Genomic DNA, 19,022 nt, shown 5'->3' on the forward strand with positions numbered 1-19,022 from the left:
CCGGCACCCTCGACACGACGGAGGCACCCATGCACCTGTCCCGACGGACTCTTCTCGCATCGGCCACGATGGCAACCGTGCCCGTCACACCCCAACACCGCGAACAACTGCACACCGGGTTCGAAAGACTCGCAGCCGACGGTTACTCGGTACTCGGCGGCCAGCGCATCGGCATCGTCACCAACCCCACCGGCATCACCAGAGACGCCCGCCACATCGTCGACGCCATGCACGAAGACCCCCACGTCAAGCTGACGGCAGTCTTCGGCCCGGAACACGGCTTCCGCGGCACCGCCCAGGCCGGCGGCTCCGAAGGCCGCTACGACGACCCGGCGACCGGCCTGCCGGTCTACGACACGTACCTGAAGAGCGGCCGCCCGCTGGCGGACATCTTCACCGCCTCCGGCGTCGACACGATCGTCTTCGACATCCAGGACGCCGGCGCCCGCTTCTACACGTACATCTGGACCCTGTACGACTGCATGGAGGCGGCCCGGCTCGCGGGCAAGAAGTTCGTCGTGCTCGACCGCCCGAACCCGGTCACCGGCCGGCAGGCCCAAGGCCCCGTCCTCCACAAGGAGTTCGCCACCTTCGTCGGCCGGCAGCCCATCGCGCAGGCGCACGGGATGACGGTCGCCGAGCTGGCCCGGCTGTTCAACGGGGAGTTCCTGAGCACGCCCGTCCCGCTGGAGACCGTGCTGATGACGGGCTGGAAGCGCACCTCGTTCTACGACGCCTCCGGCCTGCCCTGGGTGCCGCCGAGCCCGAACATGCCGACTGCGGACACCGCGTTGGTGTACTCGGGGACCTGCATGTTCGAGGGCACCAACCTCTCCGAGGGACGCGGTACGACCCGGCCCTTCGAACTTCTCGGCGCCGAGGGCGTCGACGGGCGGTGGGCCGCCGCGGTCAACGGACTCGGGCTGCCGGGGGTGCGGTTCCGGGAGGCGTACTTCGCGCCCACCTTCTCCAAGTTCCAGGGCAAGACGGTCGGGGGTGTACAGATCCATGTGCACGACCGGGCCGCCTACGACCCCGTACGCACCGGGATCGCGTTGCTGGTGACCGCGAAGAAGGTCTGGGACGGCTTCGCCTGGCGCTCGGACCACTGGATCGACAAGCTCACCGGTTCGACCCGGGTGCGGACGATGATCGACGCGGGAGCCGGCCCGGACGAGGTGGCCGGCGCCTGGCAGGACGAGCTGGCGGCGTTCCGGACCGTTCGAAAGGAATATCTGCTGTACAAGTGACCCGCCGTGTCTGGTCAACTCCGCGCCGCCGCAGGACGATACGCGCATATCGCATCGTTCGGGGTACGAGGAGCCTGACATGGCGGATCCTGGGATGAGCGTGTCTCCCTACTGGGAGCTGACCTTCGATGCGGACGGGGACGTGGACGGCCCCGCCCGCGACCGGCTGTTGGCGCAGGTCACGGACCACGGGGTCCGTGACCTGATCGTCTTCGCGCACGGCTGGAACAACGACCGTTCGGGCGCCACCGCGCTGTACCGGCACTTCTTCGCCCCGATCCCGGAACTCGCCCCGAAGGCGCGGATCGGGTACGTGGGCGTGATCTGGCCGTCGATGCGGTTCTGCGACGAGCCGATCCCGGACTTCCCCAGGTCCGTGGCGGCCGTCGGGGCGGGCCCGGCGCTGGACGCGGACACCCGGCGCGCCCTGCTGGAGACCTTCCCCGGCCACACCGACGTGCTCGACCGGCTGGCCCGGATACTGGACAAACAGCCGGGCGGGGACGAGGGGTTGGCGGAGTTCGGGCGGCTGGTGCGTCAGCTGGTCGAGCCGCCCCGGCAGTCTGCCGCCGCGGACACCTCCCAGGAGGGCGAGCCCCTGGTGTTCAGCGGGGACACGACGAGCGTCTGCGCGGAGTTCGCCGACGCCCTGTCCGGGCCGCACGCCGAGTTCAGCCTGCCGAACCCGTGGGAGGGCGCGAAGGAGCTGCTGCGGCAGGCGACGTACTACACGATGAAACAGCGGGCCGGGACGGTCGGTGAACACGGACTCGGGCCCGTCATCGGGCAGTTGGCGCATGCGGCATCGGATGTGCGGGTGCATCTGGTCGGGCACAGCTTCGGCGGACGGCTGGTGGCGTTCGCGCTGCGCGGCCTGCCGGACGGGGTGCGCGCGGTGAAGTCCGTGACGCTGCTGCAGGGAGCCTTCTCGCACTATGCGTTCGCGGCCCGGCTGCCGCACGACCCGGACACCGCGGGTGCGCTCAAGGACCGGCAGAAGCGGATCGACGGCCCGCTGGTGTGCTGCTACTCGCACTTCGACGGGGCGCTCGGCACCTTCTATCCGCTCGCCTCGCGCCTCGCCGGGGACGACCACTCGGTCATGGGCGTCGACATCGCGGCCGTGCTGGGCTCCGAGTGGGGAGCCATGGGGCACGACGGGGTGCAGGCCGTACCCGGCACCGCCAGGCTGGACCTCGCCGCGGCCCTGAACGGAGCTCTGCCGGCTTCCGGCTGTGTGAACGTCGACGCGGCCGCGGTCGTCCGGCGCGGGGGCCCGCCGGCCGGGGCGCACAGCGACATCGTGCACCCGGAGCTGGCGCGGGTGGTGCTGGCGGCGGGCCGTATCGCGTGACCCGCCGCCGTTCCGACGTCACCGGTGTGACGTGTACTCCACGACCTGCTGGAAGGTCGGCCGGTTCTGCCAGCTGATCTTGCCGTGCTTGATGCCGCCCAGGGTGCGCTGGACGATCGAGTCGGCGCACCACTGGTCGCCGGTCGAGCACTGGTCGTCGCCTGGGTAGACCTGGGCGGCGGTCAGGCCGGCCGCCTGCTTGAGGGTGCTGATCAGGGTGTCCCGGCAGGTGCCGAGGCTGCCGCCGCCGCAGTACTGCTGCGCGAGTCCGCCCTGCACGGACTCGCCGAGCACCGCCCGGATGTCCTTGTCGACATAGCTCCACCAGCCGTACTGGAAGGAGCTTCCGGCGTGCGAGCCGGTCGGGCCGTGTCCGGCGGACGGGGCCTCGTCCACGGGCAGGTTGTCGGTGAACGCGGTGTACAGGTCGCTGCCCAGGCCGGGCTCGAACTCCGCCTTCACCAGCAGCGGCCACCAGGCGTCCAGGATGCGGACCGCGTCGGCGTCGGCGTACGTCTTCGAACCGGCCGAGGTCTCGGTGCGCCTGGCGCCCGCGGTCACCCACGCCTGGAGCTTGCTCACCGCGGCGGCTGCCGTGGAGTCGGTCACCGGGGATGAGTTGATCACCTTCAGCAGCTTCGGCAGCACGTCCTCGGCGCGCAGGTCGGCGAGGGCCGCGTCCGCCATGGCCTGCACCAGCTTCGTACGGGTCACTCCGCCGGCCGCAACCAGCTTCTTCACCCGGTCCTCCAGCAGGTTGCCGCGGTGCACGGACCCGTCGCCCCAGGACGCGGTGGTGTAGTCCTTGGCCTGCTTGTTGTTCCAGGAGACGTAGTAGTCCTGGTCGGTCGAGTTGGGGTGCGCGGAGGCCGGCGTGTAGTCGGCCGTGTTGGTGGCCGGGTCCCAGTTCCGCCACTCGTACGCGGGCTGTGCCCACACCGGGAACTCGGCGTCGACACCGCTCGCCCGGACCGGATTGTCACCGCTGTTGTAGTACGCGGTGTGCCGGGAGTCGGCGTAGAACCAGTTGAAGGTGTAGTTGATGTGCTGGGCCGCGCTCTGGAAGTCCTCCGGGCCCTTGACGTAGTCGGGGTCGTTCAGCATCTGGAAGCCGATGATCGAGTCGGCCTCGTGCAGGTAGGAGGAGCGCAGGGTGGTGTAGGCGACCTTCTTGCCGCCGACGGTGGCGCGGTACTCCACCGGTCCGTACTTCGTCCGCCACACCCGCATGGTGTACGACCCCGCCGCCGTGCCGTCGGCCACGGTCGGCTTCCAGGCGTTCTTCTGCTCGACCTTGTCCATCGCGGTGCAGGTGCCGTGGTAGAGGTAGTGGTAGTCGTCCTGGCACAGCTCGACGGCGTAGGTGTCGATGATGTCCTGACCCGAGGTGGTCGCGCTCCACGAGTAGTCCTGCCCGCGGCCCAGCTCGACATACATGCTCAGGCCCGCGAAGGAGGCGCCGCGGGCGCTGATGCCCGGGCCCTGGATCTCCTGGAGCATGAGCAGCTGCGGGGCGAAGTAGCCGGTCTGCGGCCCGAAGACGGCGATGGGGTGGCCGCTCGCGGTGTACTTGCCGCTGACCACGAGGGCGTTGGACATCCCGCGCTTGGCGGAGCCGAGCGTGGTCTTGGCCGCCGCCGAGGAGGTGCTCTTGGCGCTCGCGGTGGCGGCGCTGCCCGTGCGGTCGTACAACAGCGGTTCCTGGGTCACCGAGCCGGGGTCCGGCAGGGCCTCACCCTTGGGGTCGTCGGGCTTGGCGGCGTAGGGGAAGCTCTCGCCGTTGTGGACGGTGAGGACGGCCTCGGCGTCGTTGCGCTCGCGGAAGGACTCCCAGACCTTGGTGCCCTGCTCCACGCCGTACTTGGACTGGGCGGCGATCAGCGAGAGGGCGTTGTTGACCTCGCCGCCGCCCCCGGAGCCGAACAGGGAGCCGATGACGGAGCCGAGCGCCACCAGGTCGGTGATCTTGAAGTGGTCTATGGTGCCGGCGTTGGTGATGGAGTCCTTGTGGCCGGTCAGGACGTACTCGCCGGGGAAGTAGCGGCCGCTGTCGGAGGCGTCGATGTAGGAGTTGATGCCGGCCAGGTAGGCGCCCGCGTCGGCGAGGGCCTGCCGGCCGCGGGCTCCGTTGTTCGCGACGGCGTTGTCGATCTGCGCCTGGAGGTCGGCCTCGGTGTACGGGGCGTTGCGGTAGAACTGCTGCTCCAGGCCCTGGTTGGCGGCCGCGCCGCCGGCGAAGCCGGTCAGCTGGCCGCGGCCCACGTGCCGGAAGACGTCCATCAGCCACAGCCGGTCCTCGGCGGCCGCGTACCCGGCGCCGAACTCGGTGCCGTACCGGGTGGTGCCTGTGATGTGCGGCACACCTGACTTCTTGTCGCGGACGATGGTCACATCACTGCGGCCGGCGGGCTTCTCCGTCGAGGCGACCTGGTCGGAAGGGACGCCGAAGGAGGCGTCGTTGAAGAAGGTGTTGATCGTCGCGTCGGTGAGGCCCGAGTAGCCCTTTGCCAGGTTGGCGTAGGGGCCGAGCTGGTCCTCGGCATGGGAGGGCTGGGTGCCGAAGGCCTGGTTGAGCAGGATCTGGGCAAGGGTGGCGTTGCCGTTCTCGCCGGGCGGCAGGATGTCGGAACACCGGCCACCGCAGTAGTCGTTCGAGGCCGTGGCGGTCTGCGCGGCAGCCGCCTGGGTGAGTGGGGAGAGTACTCCGGCGATCAGCACGCAGACCGATGCCGTCTTCAGGAACCCGGAGAGCCTGCGGGGAGTTCTCAGTTTGTCGAACAGCGCGTTACGTGGGGTGCGCCGTGGCATGGCAGCTCCTCCCGACGGGGGTTGGGCGGACGTTACCGCCGGTATCCCCGGGATTGAAGATGAACATGCGTCAACTTTTCGTGTCAGTGGAGTCGATGCCCGGCGGTCAACCCGGGGCGCCTTATGGGAGGGCATCGGAAATCGGATGGAGCCGGATCGTGTGTCGACACGTCTACTCGTCGACGTCGCGCGGACCCGTTCGGCGACGCCGAAGTGACCGAAGAGCGGACGCAGGTGTGACGGAGGTGCAGGGCGATGGCCGGATTCCGAAGTCTGGCGAGACAGGTGCGCGATCCGCGGTGCGATCTGGCACTGCGGCGCTACTCACTGCGCAAGTGCCTGGAGCGGTTCGCTCCATACGGGCACCGGGCCACCTGGGACCATCTGTGCTCCCGGGCCGGTTTCGGTCCGGAGGACCGGTCCCCCGACCCGGCGCGGCTCGTGGCCGCGCTGCAGGAGCTGGAGGAGGCCCGGGCGGTCTGGCTCGCCTATGAGAGCGAGTTCGCCGAGCGCCGCAAGAAGGAGAAGCACGACGGGCTGCGTCGGCCGGGCACGGTGGACGACTGGCACCGCATGACCTGGGGCGGGTTCGGGGTCGCCTGGTGCGACGACCCGCGACTCCACCCCGACGAGCCGCTCGCCGAAGTGCTGCGCCGGCTGATAGCCGCGCTGGAGCGGGAGCCGGGTGCGACCTGCCCGGTGTGCGGCGGTGAGCGCCTGATGTGGAAGTACGGCCTGGACCACGAGCCCTCGTCCGGTCCGGTCTGCGCGGACTGCGGGATCCTCGTGCCCCGGCCCGTGCTCACCCCGCAGGCGCTGGCATACGCCAGGCGGGAACGGCTGCTGATGTCGGCCTGACCCGCCGGGGGGTGGAACTGGGGGGTGCGCTGGGGGATGCCGCACCCCTTGCCGGGACGCGCCGTTGGGCGCCCGTGTGACGCGCCGCGGGGCGTTGTCGGTGGCGGCTGGCACCATCGAGGCATGGTGCAGGTGTGTCTCAACGGGAACCGCTCGGCCGTGGACGGCGCGAGCGTGCCGCTGTCGCCCGAGGAGCTGGCCCGGTCCGCCGCCGAAGCCGTCGCGGCCGGGGCCACGGAAATCCATGTCCACCCGAAGACGCCGTGCGGGCACGACAGTCTGTCCCCACGGGTGCTCGCCCCGACACTCGACGCGATACGGGCGCGGGTGCCGGTGCCGGTCGGGGTGACCACCGGTGCCTGGGCCGAGCCCGACCCGGCCGCCCGGCTCGACCGGGTGCGCAGCTGGTCGGTGCTGCCCGACTTCGCCTCGGTCAACTGGCATGAGCCCGGCGCCGAGGAGCTCGCCGAGCAGCTGCTCGCCCTGGGCATAGGCGTGGAGGCGGGCATCTGGTCCGGCACCGACGCAGCAGCCCGGTTCGCGGCCTCGCCGCTCGGGCCGAGGGTGCTGCGGGTGCTCGCGGAGGTGACCGACCCGGACCCGGCGACGGCCGAGGCATCGGCCCACGCCCTGCTCGCCTCCCTCGGTGCCGCGCGCGGCCGTCCGGTCCTGCTGCACGGCGAGGAGGGCGGCACCTGGCCGGTGCTGCGCCTGGCCGGACGGCTGGGCCTGGCCACCCGCATCGGCCTCGAGGACACGCTGGTCCTGCCGGACGGCCGGCGGGCCCCGTCCAACGCCCGGTTGGTGGCGGAGGGGTTGGTCCAGTACGGGTCCGCCAGGAGTTCGGCCGCGTTCGGTTACTCCGTGCCGGGCTTCACCGCGCGGCCGAAGGGCGTGACGCTAGCAGGCCCTAATCCGGTCGCTCCACCCCTTTCCCGTCCGGAGAGTGGGAGTCGATGAGACCGAACTGAGGAACCGAGGAGTCCCCAGATGTCGACGCTGCGCGTCACCGCCGAAGTGCTGACCGTCCACGAGCATCCGAACGCCGATGCGCTCGAACTGGCCCAGGTGGGCCTGTACCGTGCCGTCGTCGCCAAGGGCACGTACCGCAGCGGAGAGGCCGCCGTCTACATACCCGAGCAGTCCGTGCTCCCGCCCGACCTGATCGAGGAGCTGGGGCTGACCGGGCGGCTGGCGGGCGGCGAGGCCAACCGGGTCAAGGCGGTGCGGCTGCGCGGCGAGCTGTCGCAGGGCATCGTGTGCCGGCCGAAGGCACTGGGGGACGTCGACCTGGCGCGGGCCGCGGCCGAGGGGACGGACTTCGCCGAGCGGCTGGGCATCACCAAGTGGGTGCCGCCGATCCCGCCGACCATGAGCGGGGAGGTGGAGTCCGCTCCCGATCTGCTGTCATGGGTCGACATCGAGAACATCCAGCGGTACCCGGACATCTTCACACCGGGCGAGCCGGTCGTGCTGACGGAGAAGCTGCACGGTTCGGCGTGCCTGCTGACGTATCTCGCCGACGAGGGCCGGGTGTACGTGTCCTCCAAGGGCTTCGGGGGGAAGTCCCTGGCGCTGAAGGAGGATCCGCGGAACCTGTACTGGCGGGCGGTGCGCGGGCACGGCGTCGCCGAGGCCGCGGCGCGGCTCTGCGAGCGGCTGGGTGCCACGCGGGTCGGCATCTTCGGGGAGGTGTACGGCGCGGGGGTCCAGGACCTGACGTACGGGGCCGACGGGCGGCGCGAGACGCTCGGGTACGCGGCGTTCGACGTGTCGGCGGAGATCGGCGGTGCGGTGCGGTGGCTGGACGCGGCTGAGGTGCTGGAAGGGGAACTGCCCTTGGTACCAAGGCTGTTCTCGGGTCCGTACGACATCGAGCGGGTGCTGGAGTTCGCGAGCGGGCGGGAGACCGTGTCCGGGCGGGAGCTGCATCTGCGGGAGGGTGTGGTGATACGGCCTGCGGTGGAGCGGTACAGCACGGTGACCGGGGGTCGCGCGATCGCCAAGGCGGTCAGCCCGGCGTACCTGACGCGCAAGGGCGGCACCGAGTACGAGTGAGGCGCCGTCCGCTGGGGCTGTCCCCCAGGGCCCTTGAGGCACTGGGGGAGGCACGGCTGCCCGCAGCTACGTGGGCATCAGCCTCGACCCCGTCCGCCGTTCGCCGAACACGTCGTCCGGATTGGACAGTACGCAGGTGTCCAAGGACAGGCAGCCGCAGCCGATGCAGTCGGTGAGGTGGTCTCGCAGGCGGTTCAGCTGCTTGATGCGTTCGTCCAGTTCGGAGCGCCAGGCCTCCGAGAGGCGGGACCAGTCCTCGCGGGTCGGGGTGCGTTCCTCGGGGAGCTGGGCCAGGGCGTCGCGGATCGTGGCCAGCGGGATGCCGACCCGTTGGGCCGCGCGGATGAAGGCGACCCTGCGCAGCGTGTCGCGGGTGTAGCGACGCTGGTTGCCGGAGGTACGGCGGCTGGTGATCAGCCCCTTGGCCTCGTAGAAGTGCAGGGCGGAGACGGCGGCGCCGCTGCGCGCGGACAACTGGCCGACACTCAGCTCGTGGATCTTCTCGGGAATCTGGGGCACTCCTCAGACACTACCCAGTGAAGGGCATCCACCCGGCCGAGCCGCCATCCGTTGACATCCCCCTGGCAGGCGACCATGCTAAGCAGTTGCTTAGACATGCGAGCGAGAGGCCGGGAACATGGCAGAACCGAGGACCTTCACCTCCCCCGACGAGCTGAAGGCCGCCGTGGGCGAGCAGCTGGGCCACACCGACTGGGTGGAGATCGACCAGAAGCGGATCGACCTGTTCGCCGAGGCCACCGGGGACCACCAGTGGATCCACGTGGACCCGGAGAAGGCGGCAGCGGGGCCGTTCAAGACCACCATCGCCCACGGTTACCTGACGCTCTCGCTGCTCCCGCTCTTCGGGCCGCAGCTCATCCACGTCGAGGGCGTGAGGATGGGCGTCAACTACGGGACGAACAAGGTCCGTTTCCCCTCCCCCGTCCCGGTCGGCTCCCGGCTGCGCGCCACCGCGACGATCACCGGCGTCGAGGACGTCCCGGGCGGCGTCCAGGTGACCGTCGCCTTCACCGTGGAGCGCGAGGGCGGCGACAAGCCGGTCTGCGTCGCGGAGTCGGTGTCCCGGTACTACCTCTGAGCCCGAGGGCGCCCTACTCGGCGCCCACCATCCGCAGCACGAGGTCGGCGTAGAGCGCGCCGACCTCCTCGGGGGTGCGCGGCCCGTCCACGGTGAACCAGCGGGCCACGTCGATACACAGCGAGAGCACGGCGAGGGTGGTGCCCTGCACGTCCAGCACCCGGAACTCGCCCGCCGCCACCCCGTCCTCGATGATCCCGCGCACCTCGGCGTCGACCTGGCGGCGCAGCGCGACGATCTCGGCGCGGGCCTCGGGGCCGAGCGCGTCGAGTTCGTACTGCACGACCCGCGCGGTGGTGCGCCGCCCCGCGTGCCAGCGGACGAAGGAGCTGACGGCGTCGGCGAGCCGCTCCGCGGCGGTGCCCTCGCGCCGGGCCGCCGTCCGCAGGATGTCCAGGGCCCTGTCGTGGCCGATCCGGCTGATCCGGTGGAGCAGCTCTTCCTTGGTCTTGTAGTGGATGTAGAGCGCGGCGGGGCTCATGCCGGCGCGGCCCGCGATGTCGCGGGTCGTCGTCGCGTGGTAGCCGCGCTCGGCGAAGGCCTCCACGGCGGCGACGAGCAGTCGCCGGGCCGCCTCAGGGGTGACCTCCTCCCACGGCTCTACCTCGCCGCCGGTCGTCTCCTCCGCCGTACTCATCGCTCGCTCGCCCCTCTCGGTGACAGGAGCACCACCATACCGCCGAAGGTGAGCGCTCGCTTAGCGGCCCGCTCGGCGCTTCCCGGACCTGGTCAGACCTTTTCGAAGGGGTCGTGCTCGGCGAGCAGCTTCTCCAGGCGGGCCTGGTCGACCCGGCTGACGAGCTGCCCGGCCTCCTGACGGTCCCGGATCACCTTGGCGAGTGTGAAGGCGGACGTGACGAGGTAGAGGACGGCGATGGCCAGGAAGGCCCGCACCCAGGCGTTGGCGTTCAGCTGGTAGATGCCTATGGCGGTGGCCGCCATGGCGACCGCGAAGGAGGCGACGGACTGGCCGTAGAAGGCGGCCGTGCTCTGCTGTTTGACCGGTGTGTCACTCATGGGAGCAAGCATCGGCGGACGTGGCCCGCGCCACATCCGCCGAGATACTCAGGAGCGTACTCAGAACTCAGAAGGCGGAGACCCCGGTCAGCGCCCGCCCGATGAGCAGCTTCTGGATCTGGCTGGTGCCCTCGTAGAGGGTCATCACCCGGGCGTCGCGCAGGAGTTTGCCGGCCGGGTACTCGTCGATGTAGCCGTAGCCGCCGAAGACCTGGAGGGCGTTGTTGGCGGCGCGGACGGCGGCCTCGGAGGCGAACAGCTTGGCCTTGGAGGACTCGACCGCGAACGGCTGCCCGCGGTCGACGAGATCGGCGACCCGCCAGGTGAGCAGCCGGGCCGCGTCCACGTCGACGGCGATGTCGCTGATCAGCTCCTGCACCAGCTGGTGGTGGGCGATGGACCTGCCGAACTGCTCGCGCTCACCGGCGTACTTCACGGCCGCGTCCAGCGCGGCCTGGGCTATGCCGACACAGCCCGCGGCGACCGACATCCGCCCCTTGGCCAGTGCGGACATGGCGACCGTGAAGCCCTTGCCCTCCTCGCCGAGCAGGGCGGAGGCGGGCACCCTGACGTCCTCGAGGACCAGTTCGGCGGTGGCCTGGCCGCGCAGGCCGAGCTTGCCGTGGATGGTGCGGCGGGTCAGGCCGGGGGTGTCGGTGGGCACGAGGAAGGCGCTGACGCCCTTGTGACCGGGGGCGTCGGTGGAGCGGGCGAAGAGCAGGACGACGTCGGCCCAGGTGCCGTTCGTGATGAACATCTTGGTGCCGCTGATGACGTAATCGTCGCCGTCGCGCACCGCACGGGTGGTCAGGTTGCCCGCGTCGGAGCCGGTGCCGGGTTCGGTGAGGCCGAAGCAGCCGACGCACTCGCCCGTGGTCAGCCCCGGCAGCCAGCGCCGCTTCTGCTCCTCGCTCCCCCAGGCGGAGATCGACTTGGCAACCAGTCCCAGGGAGACGGAGACGATGCCACGGACCGAGGAGTCCCCGCGGCCCAGCTCCTCGGTGACCAGGCAGTACGCGAGGTGGTCGCCGCCCGAGCCGCCGTACTCCTCGTCGATCGTCAGGCCGAGGAAGCCGACCTCGCCGAGCTTCTTCACGATGCCGCGGTCGACCTCCTCGGCGCGGTCCCAGGCGACCGCGTGCGGGGCGATCTCGCGCTCCACGAGGTCCCGGGCGAGCCGCCGTACCGCGGTCTGCTCCGCGCTGAGCCCCAGGTTCACCACGAGATCACCCCACACCAGATGGATCTTGAAAGCCGTACATTTAAATTAGCACTGCTAGTTTCCAGTGCAGCCCTACTATGTGCGCCATGGCCCGACCGCGCAAGCCCCTCCTCAGCACCGACCGGATCGTCGAGACGGCACGGGAACTCGTGGACGCGGAGGGCCTGGCGGCTGTCTCCACCCGACGGCTCGCCGCCGAGCTGGGGGTGAGCGGGCCCTCGCTCTACAACCACTTCCGCACCAAGGACGAGATCCTCGAGGCGGTCGCGGACTCGGTGAGCGGGCTGGTCGACCTGTCGATGTTCGAGGACGGCCGGGAGTGGCGGACCGCGCTGCACGACTGGGCGGTCTCCTACCGGGCGGCCCTGCGCGACCACCCGAACATCGTCCCGGTCCTCGCCCGCGGGCCCGGCCGGCGCCCGGCCGCCCTGCGGCTGGCCGACGCGGTCTACGGCGCGATGGTCGACGCGGGCTGGCCCCCGGCGCAGGCGACCTCCATCGGCGCGCTGATGCGGTACTTCATCATGGGCTCCGCGCTCGGCTCCTTCGCCGGGGGCTTCGTGGACGACGCGAGCGCCTACGACCCCGCCGACTATCCCCACCTCGGGCAGGCCCATCTCCTCGCCGAGCAGCAGGAGAAGATCGACGAGCGTGCCTTCGAGACGGGGCTGACGGCGCTGCTGGACGGGCTGGCGCAGCAGTACGAGCAGGTGCGCCTCAACGCGTGAGGACACTTCGGCGGGGGCCGAAGTGTCCATGCCGCATGCTGGGGGCATGACCTCCAAGGACTCCCGGGCCGCCGGCCTCGCCGCACTCGCCTCGCTGGTCGCCGACGAGACCCGGGCCGCGTGTCTGCTGGCGCTGTTGGACGGGCGGGCCTGGACCGCCGGTGAGCTGGCCAGACACGCAGGGGTCGCCCCCTCCACGCTGAGCGAGCATCTGGGCAAGCTGGTGGCCGGCGGCCTGCTCGCGGAGGAACGGCAGGGGCGGCACCGGTATGTGCGGCTGGCCGATGCGGGGGCGGCTCAGCTGGTCGAGGATCTCGCCGCGCAGGTGGACCCCGCCGAGGCCGTACGCCCGTGCACGCTGCGGGAGTCGAGCGCGGGCTCCGCGATGGCCCGGGGCCGTACCTGCTACGACCATCTCGCCGGGCGGCTCGGGATCGCGGTCACGGATGCGCTGACCGAGCGGGGGTTGCTCCGCCAGGACACCGGGTTCGCGCTCACGGACGCGGGGCTGGAGTGGTTCGGTACGGCGGGTATCCCCCTCGACCGTTCGAGCCGGCGTCCGCTGGCCCGAGCGTGCCTCGACTGGACCGAGCGGCGGCCTCATCTCGCGGGGGCGGCGGGGGCGGCGCTGTGCCGGCACGCGATGGACGTGGGCTGGTGCGTGCGTATCGGCTCCGAGCGGGCCGTGAAGGTGACTCCGTCGGGGGAGCGGGCGCTATTTGAGTTGCTCGGCATTGAGGTGGCGGGGTTGGGTTGAGTTCGGCTACGGGGGTGGGGGGTGTGTGGTTTGCCGGGTGCGGGTGTGTGGGGGCTGGTCGCGCAGTTCCCCGCGCCCCTGGGGAGTTGCAGCCCCGTCGGCCGCATACGCACCCTGCCGGCGCCGGGGAGCGTCCCCGCCCCCGCCCAGCCCAGTTGCCCCGTCCGAATTCCGCCAGCCCCTGTACGTGTCCCTACCTAGCCTCAGGAGCATGATGAACAGCGCCCCACGCCAACAGCTGCTCGCCACCGTCGCAGCCGTCGTCTCCGTCGTGCTCTGGGCCTCCGCCTTCGTGGCGATCCGGACCGCGGGGGACGCCTACTCGCCGGGTGCGCTCGCGCTCGGGCGGCTGGTCGCGGGGGTCGTGGCGCTCGGGGTCATCTGTGTCGTACGGCGGGAAGGGCTGCCGCCCAGGAGTGCGTGGCGGGGTATCGGGCTGTCCGGGGTGCTGTGGTTCGGGTTCTACATGGTGGTCCTGAACTGGGGCGAGCAGCAGGTGGACGCCGGCACCGCCGCTCTCGTCGTGAACGTGGGCCCGCTGTTGATGGCCCTGCTCGGTGCCAGGCTGCTCGGCGATCCTATGCCGCCGAGGCTGCTGGCGGGGATGGCCGTGTCGTTCGCCGGTGCCGTGACGGTCGGTCTGTCGATGTCGGCCGGGGGCGGGTCCTCGGTGTTCGGGGTGGTGCTGTGTCTGCTCGCGGCGGTGGCCTACGCCGCCGGGGTCGTCGCGCAGAAGCCCGCCCTCGGGCACGCGAGTGCCCTGCAGGTGACGACCTACGGGTGTCTCGTCGGTGCCGTGGCCTGCCTGCCGTTCGCCGGGCAGTTGGTGCGGGAGGCGGCCCGTGCGCCGGTCTCGGCCACCTTCGACATGGTGTATCTCGGTGTCTTTCCGACCGCTCTCGCCTTCACCACCTGGGCCTACGCCCTCGCCCGCACCACCGCCAGCCGGATGGGTGCGACGACGTACGCGGTTCCGGCCCTCGTCGTGCTGATGTCGTGGCTGGCGCTCGGGGAGGTGCCGGGGCTGCTCACGCTGGCGGGCGGGGTGCTGTGCCTCGCGGGCGTGGGGGTTTCACGGTCCCGTGTGCGCGGGCGCAGCAGGCGGGTCGCAGCCGGGGAGCCGCGACCCGAGAAGGTGGGCTGAGGCTCAGAGCCTGTGTCATATCCCCGGCCGGGCGCGCGACGCCTGGCACGCACTCCCCCACTGCCTTAAGGGCGTGGGGGGACCCCCAGCCGCGTTGCCGAACCACCCACGTGGCTCCTCCCCCACGCTCGGCTTCGCTCGCGCGGGGGCACCCCCATCGAGGGCGCTCCGGCGCCTTGCGATCGCACGCACCAGACGCCGCGCGCCGATCCGACCGGAGATATGACACAGGCTCTCAGAACACCACCAGCGCCCGGCCGCCCTTGCCCGCGAGCATGTTGTCGAAGGCCGCCGGGATGCCCTCCAGGGCGATGCGCTCGGTGACCAGCGACGAGAGGTCCAGTCGGCCCTCGCGTACGTGTTCGGCGAGCAGCGGCAGGTCGCGGGCCGGGTCGGTGTTGCCGTAGACGCAGCCGGACAGGGTGCGGCCCCAGTGGAAGATCTCCAGGGCGTTGAAGGTGACCTGCTGGTCCTTGCCGCCGATGCCGACGACCGTCGTGCGGCCGCCGCGGCGGGTGGACTCCCAGGCGGCGCGGATGGTGACCGCGCGGCCCACGCATTCCACGGAGACGTCGACGCCCTGCTTGCCGGTGAGGGCGCGGATCTCGCGGGGAGTCGTGTCGGAGGCGATGACGTAGTCCGTGGCGCCTGCCGCGCGGGCCAGTTCCTCCTTCTGCGGGGAGATGTCCACGGCGATGATCCGGGACGCGCCCGCGATCCGGGCCGCCTGGAGGGTGGCCAGGCCGACTCCGCCGGCGCCGAACACCGCGACCGTCTCGCCCGGTTGGACCTGTGCCGAGTGGTGGACGGCGCCGTAGCCGGTGAGGACGGCGCAGCCGAGGAGTGCCGCGTCGGTGAGCGGGATGCCTTCCGGCAGGGGCAGCACGCAGGACGCGGAGACCACGGTCTCCTCGGCGAACGCGGCGACGTTCAGGCCGGGGTGCAGATCGGTGCCGTCGGCGGTGCGGGCGTGGACGTCGGCGGCGCCGTTCATCGCGTTGGCGCACAGCCAGACCTCGCCGAGGGTGCAGGCGTGGCAACTGCCGCAGGAGGGGGCCCAGTTGAGGACCACGGGGGCGCCGGGCGAGACATGGGTGACGCCCTCCCCCACCGCGACGACCGTGCCGGCGCCTTCGTGGCCGAGGACCGCGGGGACCGGTACCCGCATGGTGCCGTCGGCCAGGGACAGGTCGGAGTGGCAGACCCCGGCGGCGGCAAGCCGGACCCGGACCTGTCCGGGGCCCGGGTCGGGCAGCTCGATGTCGGTGATCTCCAGGGGGGCGCCGATGGCAGGCAGAACGGCGGCTCGTACGGCCATGGGGGGAGGACTTCCTTAGAACTGGAGGGACTTGGTCTGGAGGTACTCGGCGAGTCCGTGGCTGCCGAGTTCCCGGCCGACCCCGGACTGCTTGTAGCCGCCGAAGGGGGCGAGGGGGTTGAACCGGCCGCCGTTGATGTCGACCTGGCCGGTGTCCATGCGGCGGGCGAAGGCGACGGCTTCGGCCTCGTCACCGGCCCAGACCGCGCCGGCGAGGCCGTAGACGGTGCCGTTGGCGATGCGCAGGGCGTCCTCCTCGTCCTCGTAGCGCAGGATCGTGAGGACCGGGCCGAAGATCTCCTCCTGCGCGATCGTCATCTCGGGGGTCACGTCCGCGAAGACCGTGGGGCTGATGAAGTAGCCCTTGTCGCGCGGGGATTCGGGTCCGCTGGCGACCGGGCGGGCGCCCTCGGCGATGCCTTTCTCGATGTAGCCGCGCACGCGTGCCTGCTGCTTGGCGCTGACGACGGGGCCGATGCGGTCGCCGTACTTGGCGGCGGCGGCCGTGGCCAGTTCGACGGCCTCGTCGTACTGGTCGCGGTGGACCAGCATCCGGGTCCAGGCGCTGCACGTCTGACCGGAGTTGGACATCACGTTGGCCACGCCCACGTTGACCGCCTTGGCGAGGTCGGCGCTCGGCAGGATGACGTTGGCGGACTTGCCGCCGAGTTCGAGCGCCACCTTCTTGACGGCAGCGCCGGCCACCGCACCGATCTGCCGGCCGACCGCGGTGGAGCCGGTGAAGGAGACCAGGTCGACGCCCGGGTGCTCGGCGAGGGCCTGCCCGGCGACCGGGCCGAGGCCGGTGACGAGGTTGAACACGCCCGCGGGGACGCCCGCCTCGTGGACCGCCTCGGCGAAGAGCTGGGCGGTGAGCGGGGTGTCCTCGGCGGGCTTGAGGACGATCGTGCAGCCGGCGGCGAGCGCCGGGGCGACCTTGGCGACGATCTGGTGGAGCGGGTAGTTCCAGGGGGTGATCGCGCCGACGACGCCGATCGGCTCGTGCAGGACGGTGGAGTTGCCGACCTTCTCCTCGAAGGGGTGGGTGGCGGCCAGCTCGGCGTAGGAGCCGGCGACCGCGATCGGCACGCCGGCGTGCACGGTCTGGGAGAACGCGAGCGGCGCGCCCAGTTCGGCGGTGACGGTCTCGGCGATCTCGTCCTTGCGGGCCACGAGGACGTCCCGCAGCGCGGCCAGGCGCGCGGCGCGCTCGGCCGGGGGCGTGGCGGCCCAGGCCGGGAGGGCGGCACGGGCGGCGCGTACGGCGGTGTCGACGTCGAGGGCGCCTGCGGCCGGGACCCGGCCGATGACCTGCTCGTCGGCCGGGTTCACGACCTCGATCACGTCCTGGCTCTCGGCGGGGCGCCAGGCGCCGTCGATGTACAGGCCGTCGTGTGCCTTCATGCTGCTTCCTCCCGGCGGGTCTCCGTCGTCCGGCACACAAACTAGCGGCGATAGTTTTCACGCGCCATACGTAACCGGACGTCCCCGTGGATATCAGAAGTCGACCTGCGCCCTTTCGTCCACCCTGCCCACGGACTCCTGGCCGAAAGCCTTCTCGTAGGCCCGCCGGATGTCCTCGATGCTCCGGTCGCTCGCGTCCGCCCGGCCCTGCGGATACAGCAGGATGAGCGCGTACGACCGCTCCTTCTCGATGGTGCCGTTCGCGTCGCGCCACTGTCCGCGCCCGCTCTGCACGGTGAGTCCGTCCGGGAAGTCGGGTGTGACCTCCTTGTCGACGAAGGCCATGAACTGCCGGTCGGTGACGGCCGGACCGCCGTCCGGGCGCGCGGTGCCGAAGAGGAGCCGGGTCTCGATGTACGGCTTTCCGCGCACCTGGGTCGGGGAGTCCGCGGTGGCGAGCGTGGCGTACGCGGTGGGGGCGGCGGCGAGCAGCAGACCGGCCGCGGCGAGGGCGGCCCGGTTTCGGGTGATGTGCGTGTTCATGCACGCATCTCTAGCGGAGCTCACTCATGCCCGTACGCGTTCCTCGCGGACGTCACTCGTCCAGGTCCGGCAGCCGCGCCGGGGACGGGCAGATGCGCTCGCCGTCCTGGTCGAAGACGAACAGGTGGGCGAGGTCGACGAGGAGCGGGACCTGCATGCCGTGGTGCAGCCGGAGGTCGGGGGTGGCGCGGACGACCAGGTCGCCGGGGAGCTGGCCCTCCGAGGGCGCAGGGTCGGGTGCCGCGTCCCCTTCCCGCCCCGGCGGGTGATCCAGGACCACCACCGGCCCGGCACGCAGCGACCCGGCCCGCTCCCACAGCCGGTCCAGCACGCCCGGCCCCGCCCTGCGGCGGCGGCGCGCGGGCCGGGCGGCCGGGCGCGGGGCCTCCAGCTCGGGTACGACGGCCGGGCGGGATCCGGTGTTGAAGTGGACGAGGGTCTCGTGCCCCTGGAACTCCATGTGCTCCACGAGCCCGGTGAGCGGCACCTCGCCGGGCCGGGCCGCACTGTGCTGGGCGATGCGCACCGCCTCCGAGCGCAGCCCGACGATGACCTCGCGACCCTGCTGCACCCGCAGCAACCGGTGGTCCAGGCTGAGGGGCTCGGGCAGCCGCAGATACTGCTTGCCGAGGCTGATGGTCATGGCGCCGTCCAGCGGGGCGCGGACCAGGCCGCGCAGCAGGTTGATGCGCGGGGTGCCGATGAAGGCGGCGACGAAGACGTTGCGGGGCAGCGCGTACACCTCGCGCGGGCCGCCGACCTGCTGGAGCACGCCGCCGCGCAGCACGGCGACCCGGTCGCCGAGGGACATGGCCTCGGCCTGGTCGTGGGTGACGTAGACCGTGGTGACGCCCAGCTCGCGGGTGAGCCGGGATATCTCGGCCCGCAGATGGTTGCGGAGCTTGGCGTCGACGTTGGACAGCGGCTCGTCCATCAGGAAGGCGGAGGGGTGGCGGGCGATGGCCCGGCCCATGGCGACCCGCTGGCGTTCGCCGCCGGAGAGCTGGCTGGGAAAGCGGTCGAGCAGGTCCTCGATGCCGAGCATGCGGGCGGTCGCGTCCACCCGCGGGCGGGGGTCGGCGCCGGGGGCCTCGATGCGCAGCGGGAAGCCGATGTTGTCGCGGCTGGTCATGGTGGGGTAGAGGGCGAAGTTCTGGAAGACCATCGCGATGCGCCGCTCGGCCGGCTGCCAGTCGTTGGCGTGCTCCCCGTCGAGGAACAGTTCGCCCTCGTCGATGTCCTCCAGTCCCGCGATCATGCGCAGCACGGTGGACTTCCCGCAGCCGGAGGGACCCAGCAGCACCAGGAACTCGCCGGGCGCGATGTCCAGCGAGAGCCCGTCCACGACGCGGGTGCCGCGCACATAGGACTTGCTCACGTCGTGCAGAGAGATGGCGCGTGTCATGGCTGCCGCCCCCGGGGCTGTCCGGAGCGCCGCTGCTCCGTGGGTCCGAAGGTCCCG

At 71.5% G+C, this 19,022-nt stretch carries 18 protein-coding genes; 9 read left to right on the plus strand and 9 right to left on the minus strand.

Annotated elements, in window-relative coordinates; all coding sequences use genetic code 11:
* Positions 1-29 precede the first annotated feature (29 nt).
* Together ACZ5DS_RS17550 and ACZ5DS_RS17555 are read left to right on the plus strand one after the other, a co-directional pair.
* On the plus strand, positions 30-1,250 hold the full coding sequence (locus ACZ5DS_RS17550; RefSeq protein WP_468239001.1) for an exo-beta-N-acetylmuramidase NamZ family protein: 1,221 nt from the start codon (positions 30-32) through the stop codon (positions 1,248-1,250).
* 79 nt (positions 1,251-1,329) lie between these two features.
* Positions 1,330-2,604 carry a serine-threonine protein kinase gene (locus ACZ5DS_RS17555; RefSeq protein WP_468239003.1) on the plus strand — a complete coding sequence of 425 codons (1,275 nt, stop codon included), beginning with the start codon at positions 1,330-1,332 and terminating at the stop codon, positions 2,602-2,604.
* A gap of 18 nt (positions 2,605-2,622) precedes the next feature.
* Here the strand turns inward: ACZ5DS_RS17555 and ACZ5DS_RS17560 are convergent, their stop codons facing one another.
* Positions 2,623-5,412 carry a penicillin acylase family protein gene (locus ACZ5DS_RS17560; RefSeq protein WP_468239005.1) on the minus strand — a complete coding sequence of 930 codons (2,790 nt, stop codon included), beginning with the start codon at positions 5,410-5,412 and terminating at the stop codon, positions 2,623-2,625.
* Between the two features lie 255 nt (positions 5,413-5,667).
* Here ACZ5DS_RS17560 and ACZ5DS_RS17565 point away from each other — a divergent pair, with 255 nt between their 5' ends.
* The 3 genes from ACZ5DS_RS17565 to ACZ5DS_RS17575 all read left to right on the plus strand — a co-directional run bounded on the left by ACZ5DS_RS17565 (position 5,668) and on the right by ACZ5DS_RS17575 (position 8,328).
* The gene (locus ACZ5DS_RS17565) at positions 5,668-6,270 is read left to right on the plus strand and encodes a hypothetical protein (RefSeq protein WP_468239008.1); all 603 of its coding nucleotides are present in this window, start codon (positions 5,668-5,670) and stop codon (positions 6,268-6,270) included.
* Positions 6,271-6,393: 123 nt separating this feature from the next.
* Positions 6,394-7,230 (plus strand): 3-keto-5-aminohexanoate cleavage protein, encoded by an 837-nt coding sequence (locus ACZ5DS_RS17570; RefSeq protein WP_468239010.1) that lies wholly within the window; start codon positions 6,394-6,396, stop codon positions 7,228-7,230.
* A 30-nt stretch (positions 7,231-7,260) separates the two neighbouring features.
* Entirely contained in the window at positions 7,261-8,328 is a 1,068-nt protein-coding gene (locus tag ACZ5DS_RS17575) for an RNA ligase (ATP) (RefSeq protein WP_468239012.1), read from the plus strand.
* 66 nt (positions 8,329-8,394) lie between these two features.
* Here ACZ5DS_RS17575 and soxR read toward each other — a convergent pair whose 3' ends face one another.
* Positions 8,395-8,847, minus strand: a complete 453-nt coding sequence (gene soxR, locus ACZ5DS_RS17580; protein WP_468239014.1) for a redox-sensitive transcriptional activator SoxR — start codon at positions 8,845-8,847, stop codon at positions 8,395-8,397.
* A gap of 118 nt (positions 8,848-8,965) precedes the next feature.
* Between soxR and ACZ5DS_RS17585 the strand changes: the two genes are divergently transcribed.
* Positions 8,966-9,427, plus strand: a complete 462-nt coding sequence (locus ACZ5DS_RS17585) for a MaoC family dehydratase (RefSeq protein ID WP_468239016.1) — start codon at positions 8,966-8,968, stop codon at positions 9,425-9,427.
* 13 nt (positions 9,428-9,440) lie between these two features.
* Here the strand turns inward: ACZ5DS_RS17585 and ACZ5DS_RS17590 are convergent, their stop codons facing one another.
* From ACZ5DS_RS17590 to ACZ5DS_RS17600, 3 genes are all read right to left on the minus strand, one after another.
* Complete coding sequence (locus ACZ5DS_RS17590) at positions 9,441-10,064, minus strand: TetR/AcrR family transcriptional regulator (RefSeq protein ID WP_468239019.1); 624 nt, start codon at positions 10,062-10,064, stop codon at positions 9,441-9,443.
* Positions 10,065-10,156: 92 nt separating this feature from the next.
* A complete protein-coding gene (locus ACZ5DS_RS17595; RefSeq protein ID WP_468239021.1) occupies positions 10,157-10,444 on the minus strand; it encodes a YiaA/YiaB family inner membrane protein in 288 nt (95 codons plus the stop codon).
* Positions 10,445-10,511: 67 nt separating this feature from the next.
* Positions 10,512-11,663, minus strand: coding sequence for an acyl-CoA dehydrogenase family protein (locus tag ACZ5DS_RS17600; RefSeq protein WP_468239304.1), 1,152 nt, complete (start codon positions 11,661-11,663; stop codon positions 10,512-10,514).
* Positions 11,664-11,752: 89 nt separating this feature from the next.
* Here ACZ5DS_RS17600 and ACZ5DS_RS17605 point away from each other — a divergent pair, with 89 nt between their 5' ends.
* The 3 genes from ACZ5DS_RS17605 to ACZ5DS_RS17615 all read left to right on the plus strand — a co-directional run bounded on the left by ACZ5DS_RS17605 (position 11,753) and on the right by ACZ5DS_RS17615 (position 14,295).
* Positions 11,753-12,394, plus strand: a complete 642-nt coding sequence (locus ACZ5DS_RS17605) for a TetR/AcrR family transcriptional regulator (protein WP_468239023.1) — start codon at positions 11,753-11,755, stop codon at positions 12,392-12,394.
* 46 nt (positions 12,395-12,440) lie between these two features.
* On the plus strand, positions 12,441-13,151 hold the full coding sequence (locus ACZ5DS_RS17610; protein WP_468239026.1) for an ArsR/SmtB family transcription factor: 711 nt from the start codon (positions 12,441-12,443) through the stop codon (positions 13,149-13,151).
* A gap of 211 nt (positions 13,152-13,362) precedes the next feature.
* On the plus strand, positions 13,363-14,295 hold the full coding sequence (locus ACZ5DS_RS17615; protein ID WP_468239028.1) for a DMT family transporter: 933 nt from the start codon (positions 13,363-13,365) through the stop codon (positions 14,293-14,295).
* Positions 14,296-14,530: 235 nt separating this feature from the next.
* Here the strand turns inward: ACZ5DS_RS17615 and ACZ5DS_RS17620 are convergent, their stop codons facing one another.
* From ACZ5DS_RS17620 to ACZ5DS_RS17635, 4 genes are all read right to left on the minus strand, one after another.
* The gene (locus ACZ5DS_RS17620) at positions 14,531-15,613 is read right to left on the minus strand and encodes a Zn-dependent alcohol dehydrogenase (RefSeq protein ID WP_468239031.1); all 1,083 of its coding nucleotides are present in this window, start codon (positions 15,611-15,613) and stop codon (positions 14,531-14,533) included.
* A 15-nt stretch (positions 15,614-15,628) separates the two neighbouring features.
* Positions 15,629-17,017 carry an aldehyde dehydrogenase family protein gene (locus ACZ5DS_RS17625; protein WP_468239033.1) on the minus strand — a complete coding sequence of 463 codons (1,389 nt, stop codon included), beginning with the start codon at positions 17,015-17,017 and terminating at the stop codon, positions 15,629-15,631.
* A 93-nt stretch (positions 17,018-17,110) separates the two neighbouring features.
* Positions 17,111-17,560, minus strand: coding sequence for a DUF3574 domain-containing protein (locus tag ACZ5DS_RS17630; RefSeq protein WP_468239035.1), 450 nt, complete (start codon positions 17,558-17,560; stop codon positions 17,111-17,113).
* A gap of 52 nt (positions 17,561-17,612) precedes the next feature.
* A complete protein-coding gene (locus ACZ5DS_RS17635) occupies positions 17,613-18,965 on the minus strand; it encodes an ABC transporter ATP-binding protein (protein WP_468239038.1) in 1,353 nt (450 codons plus the stop codon).
* Positions 18,966-19,022 lie beyond the last annotated feature (57 nt).

Source organism: Streptomyces sp. NPDC031100, from assembly GCF_055570785.1.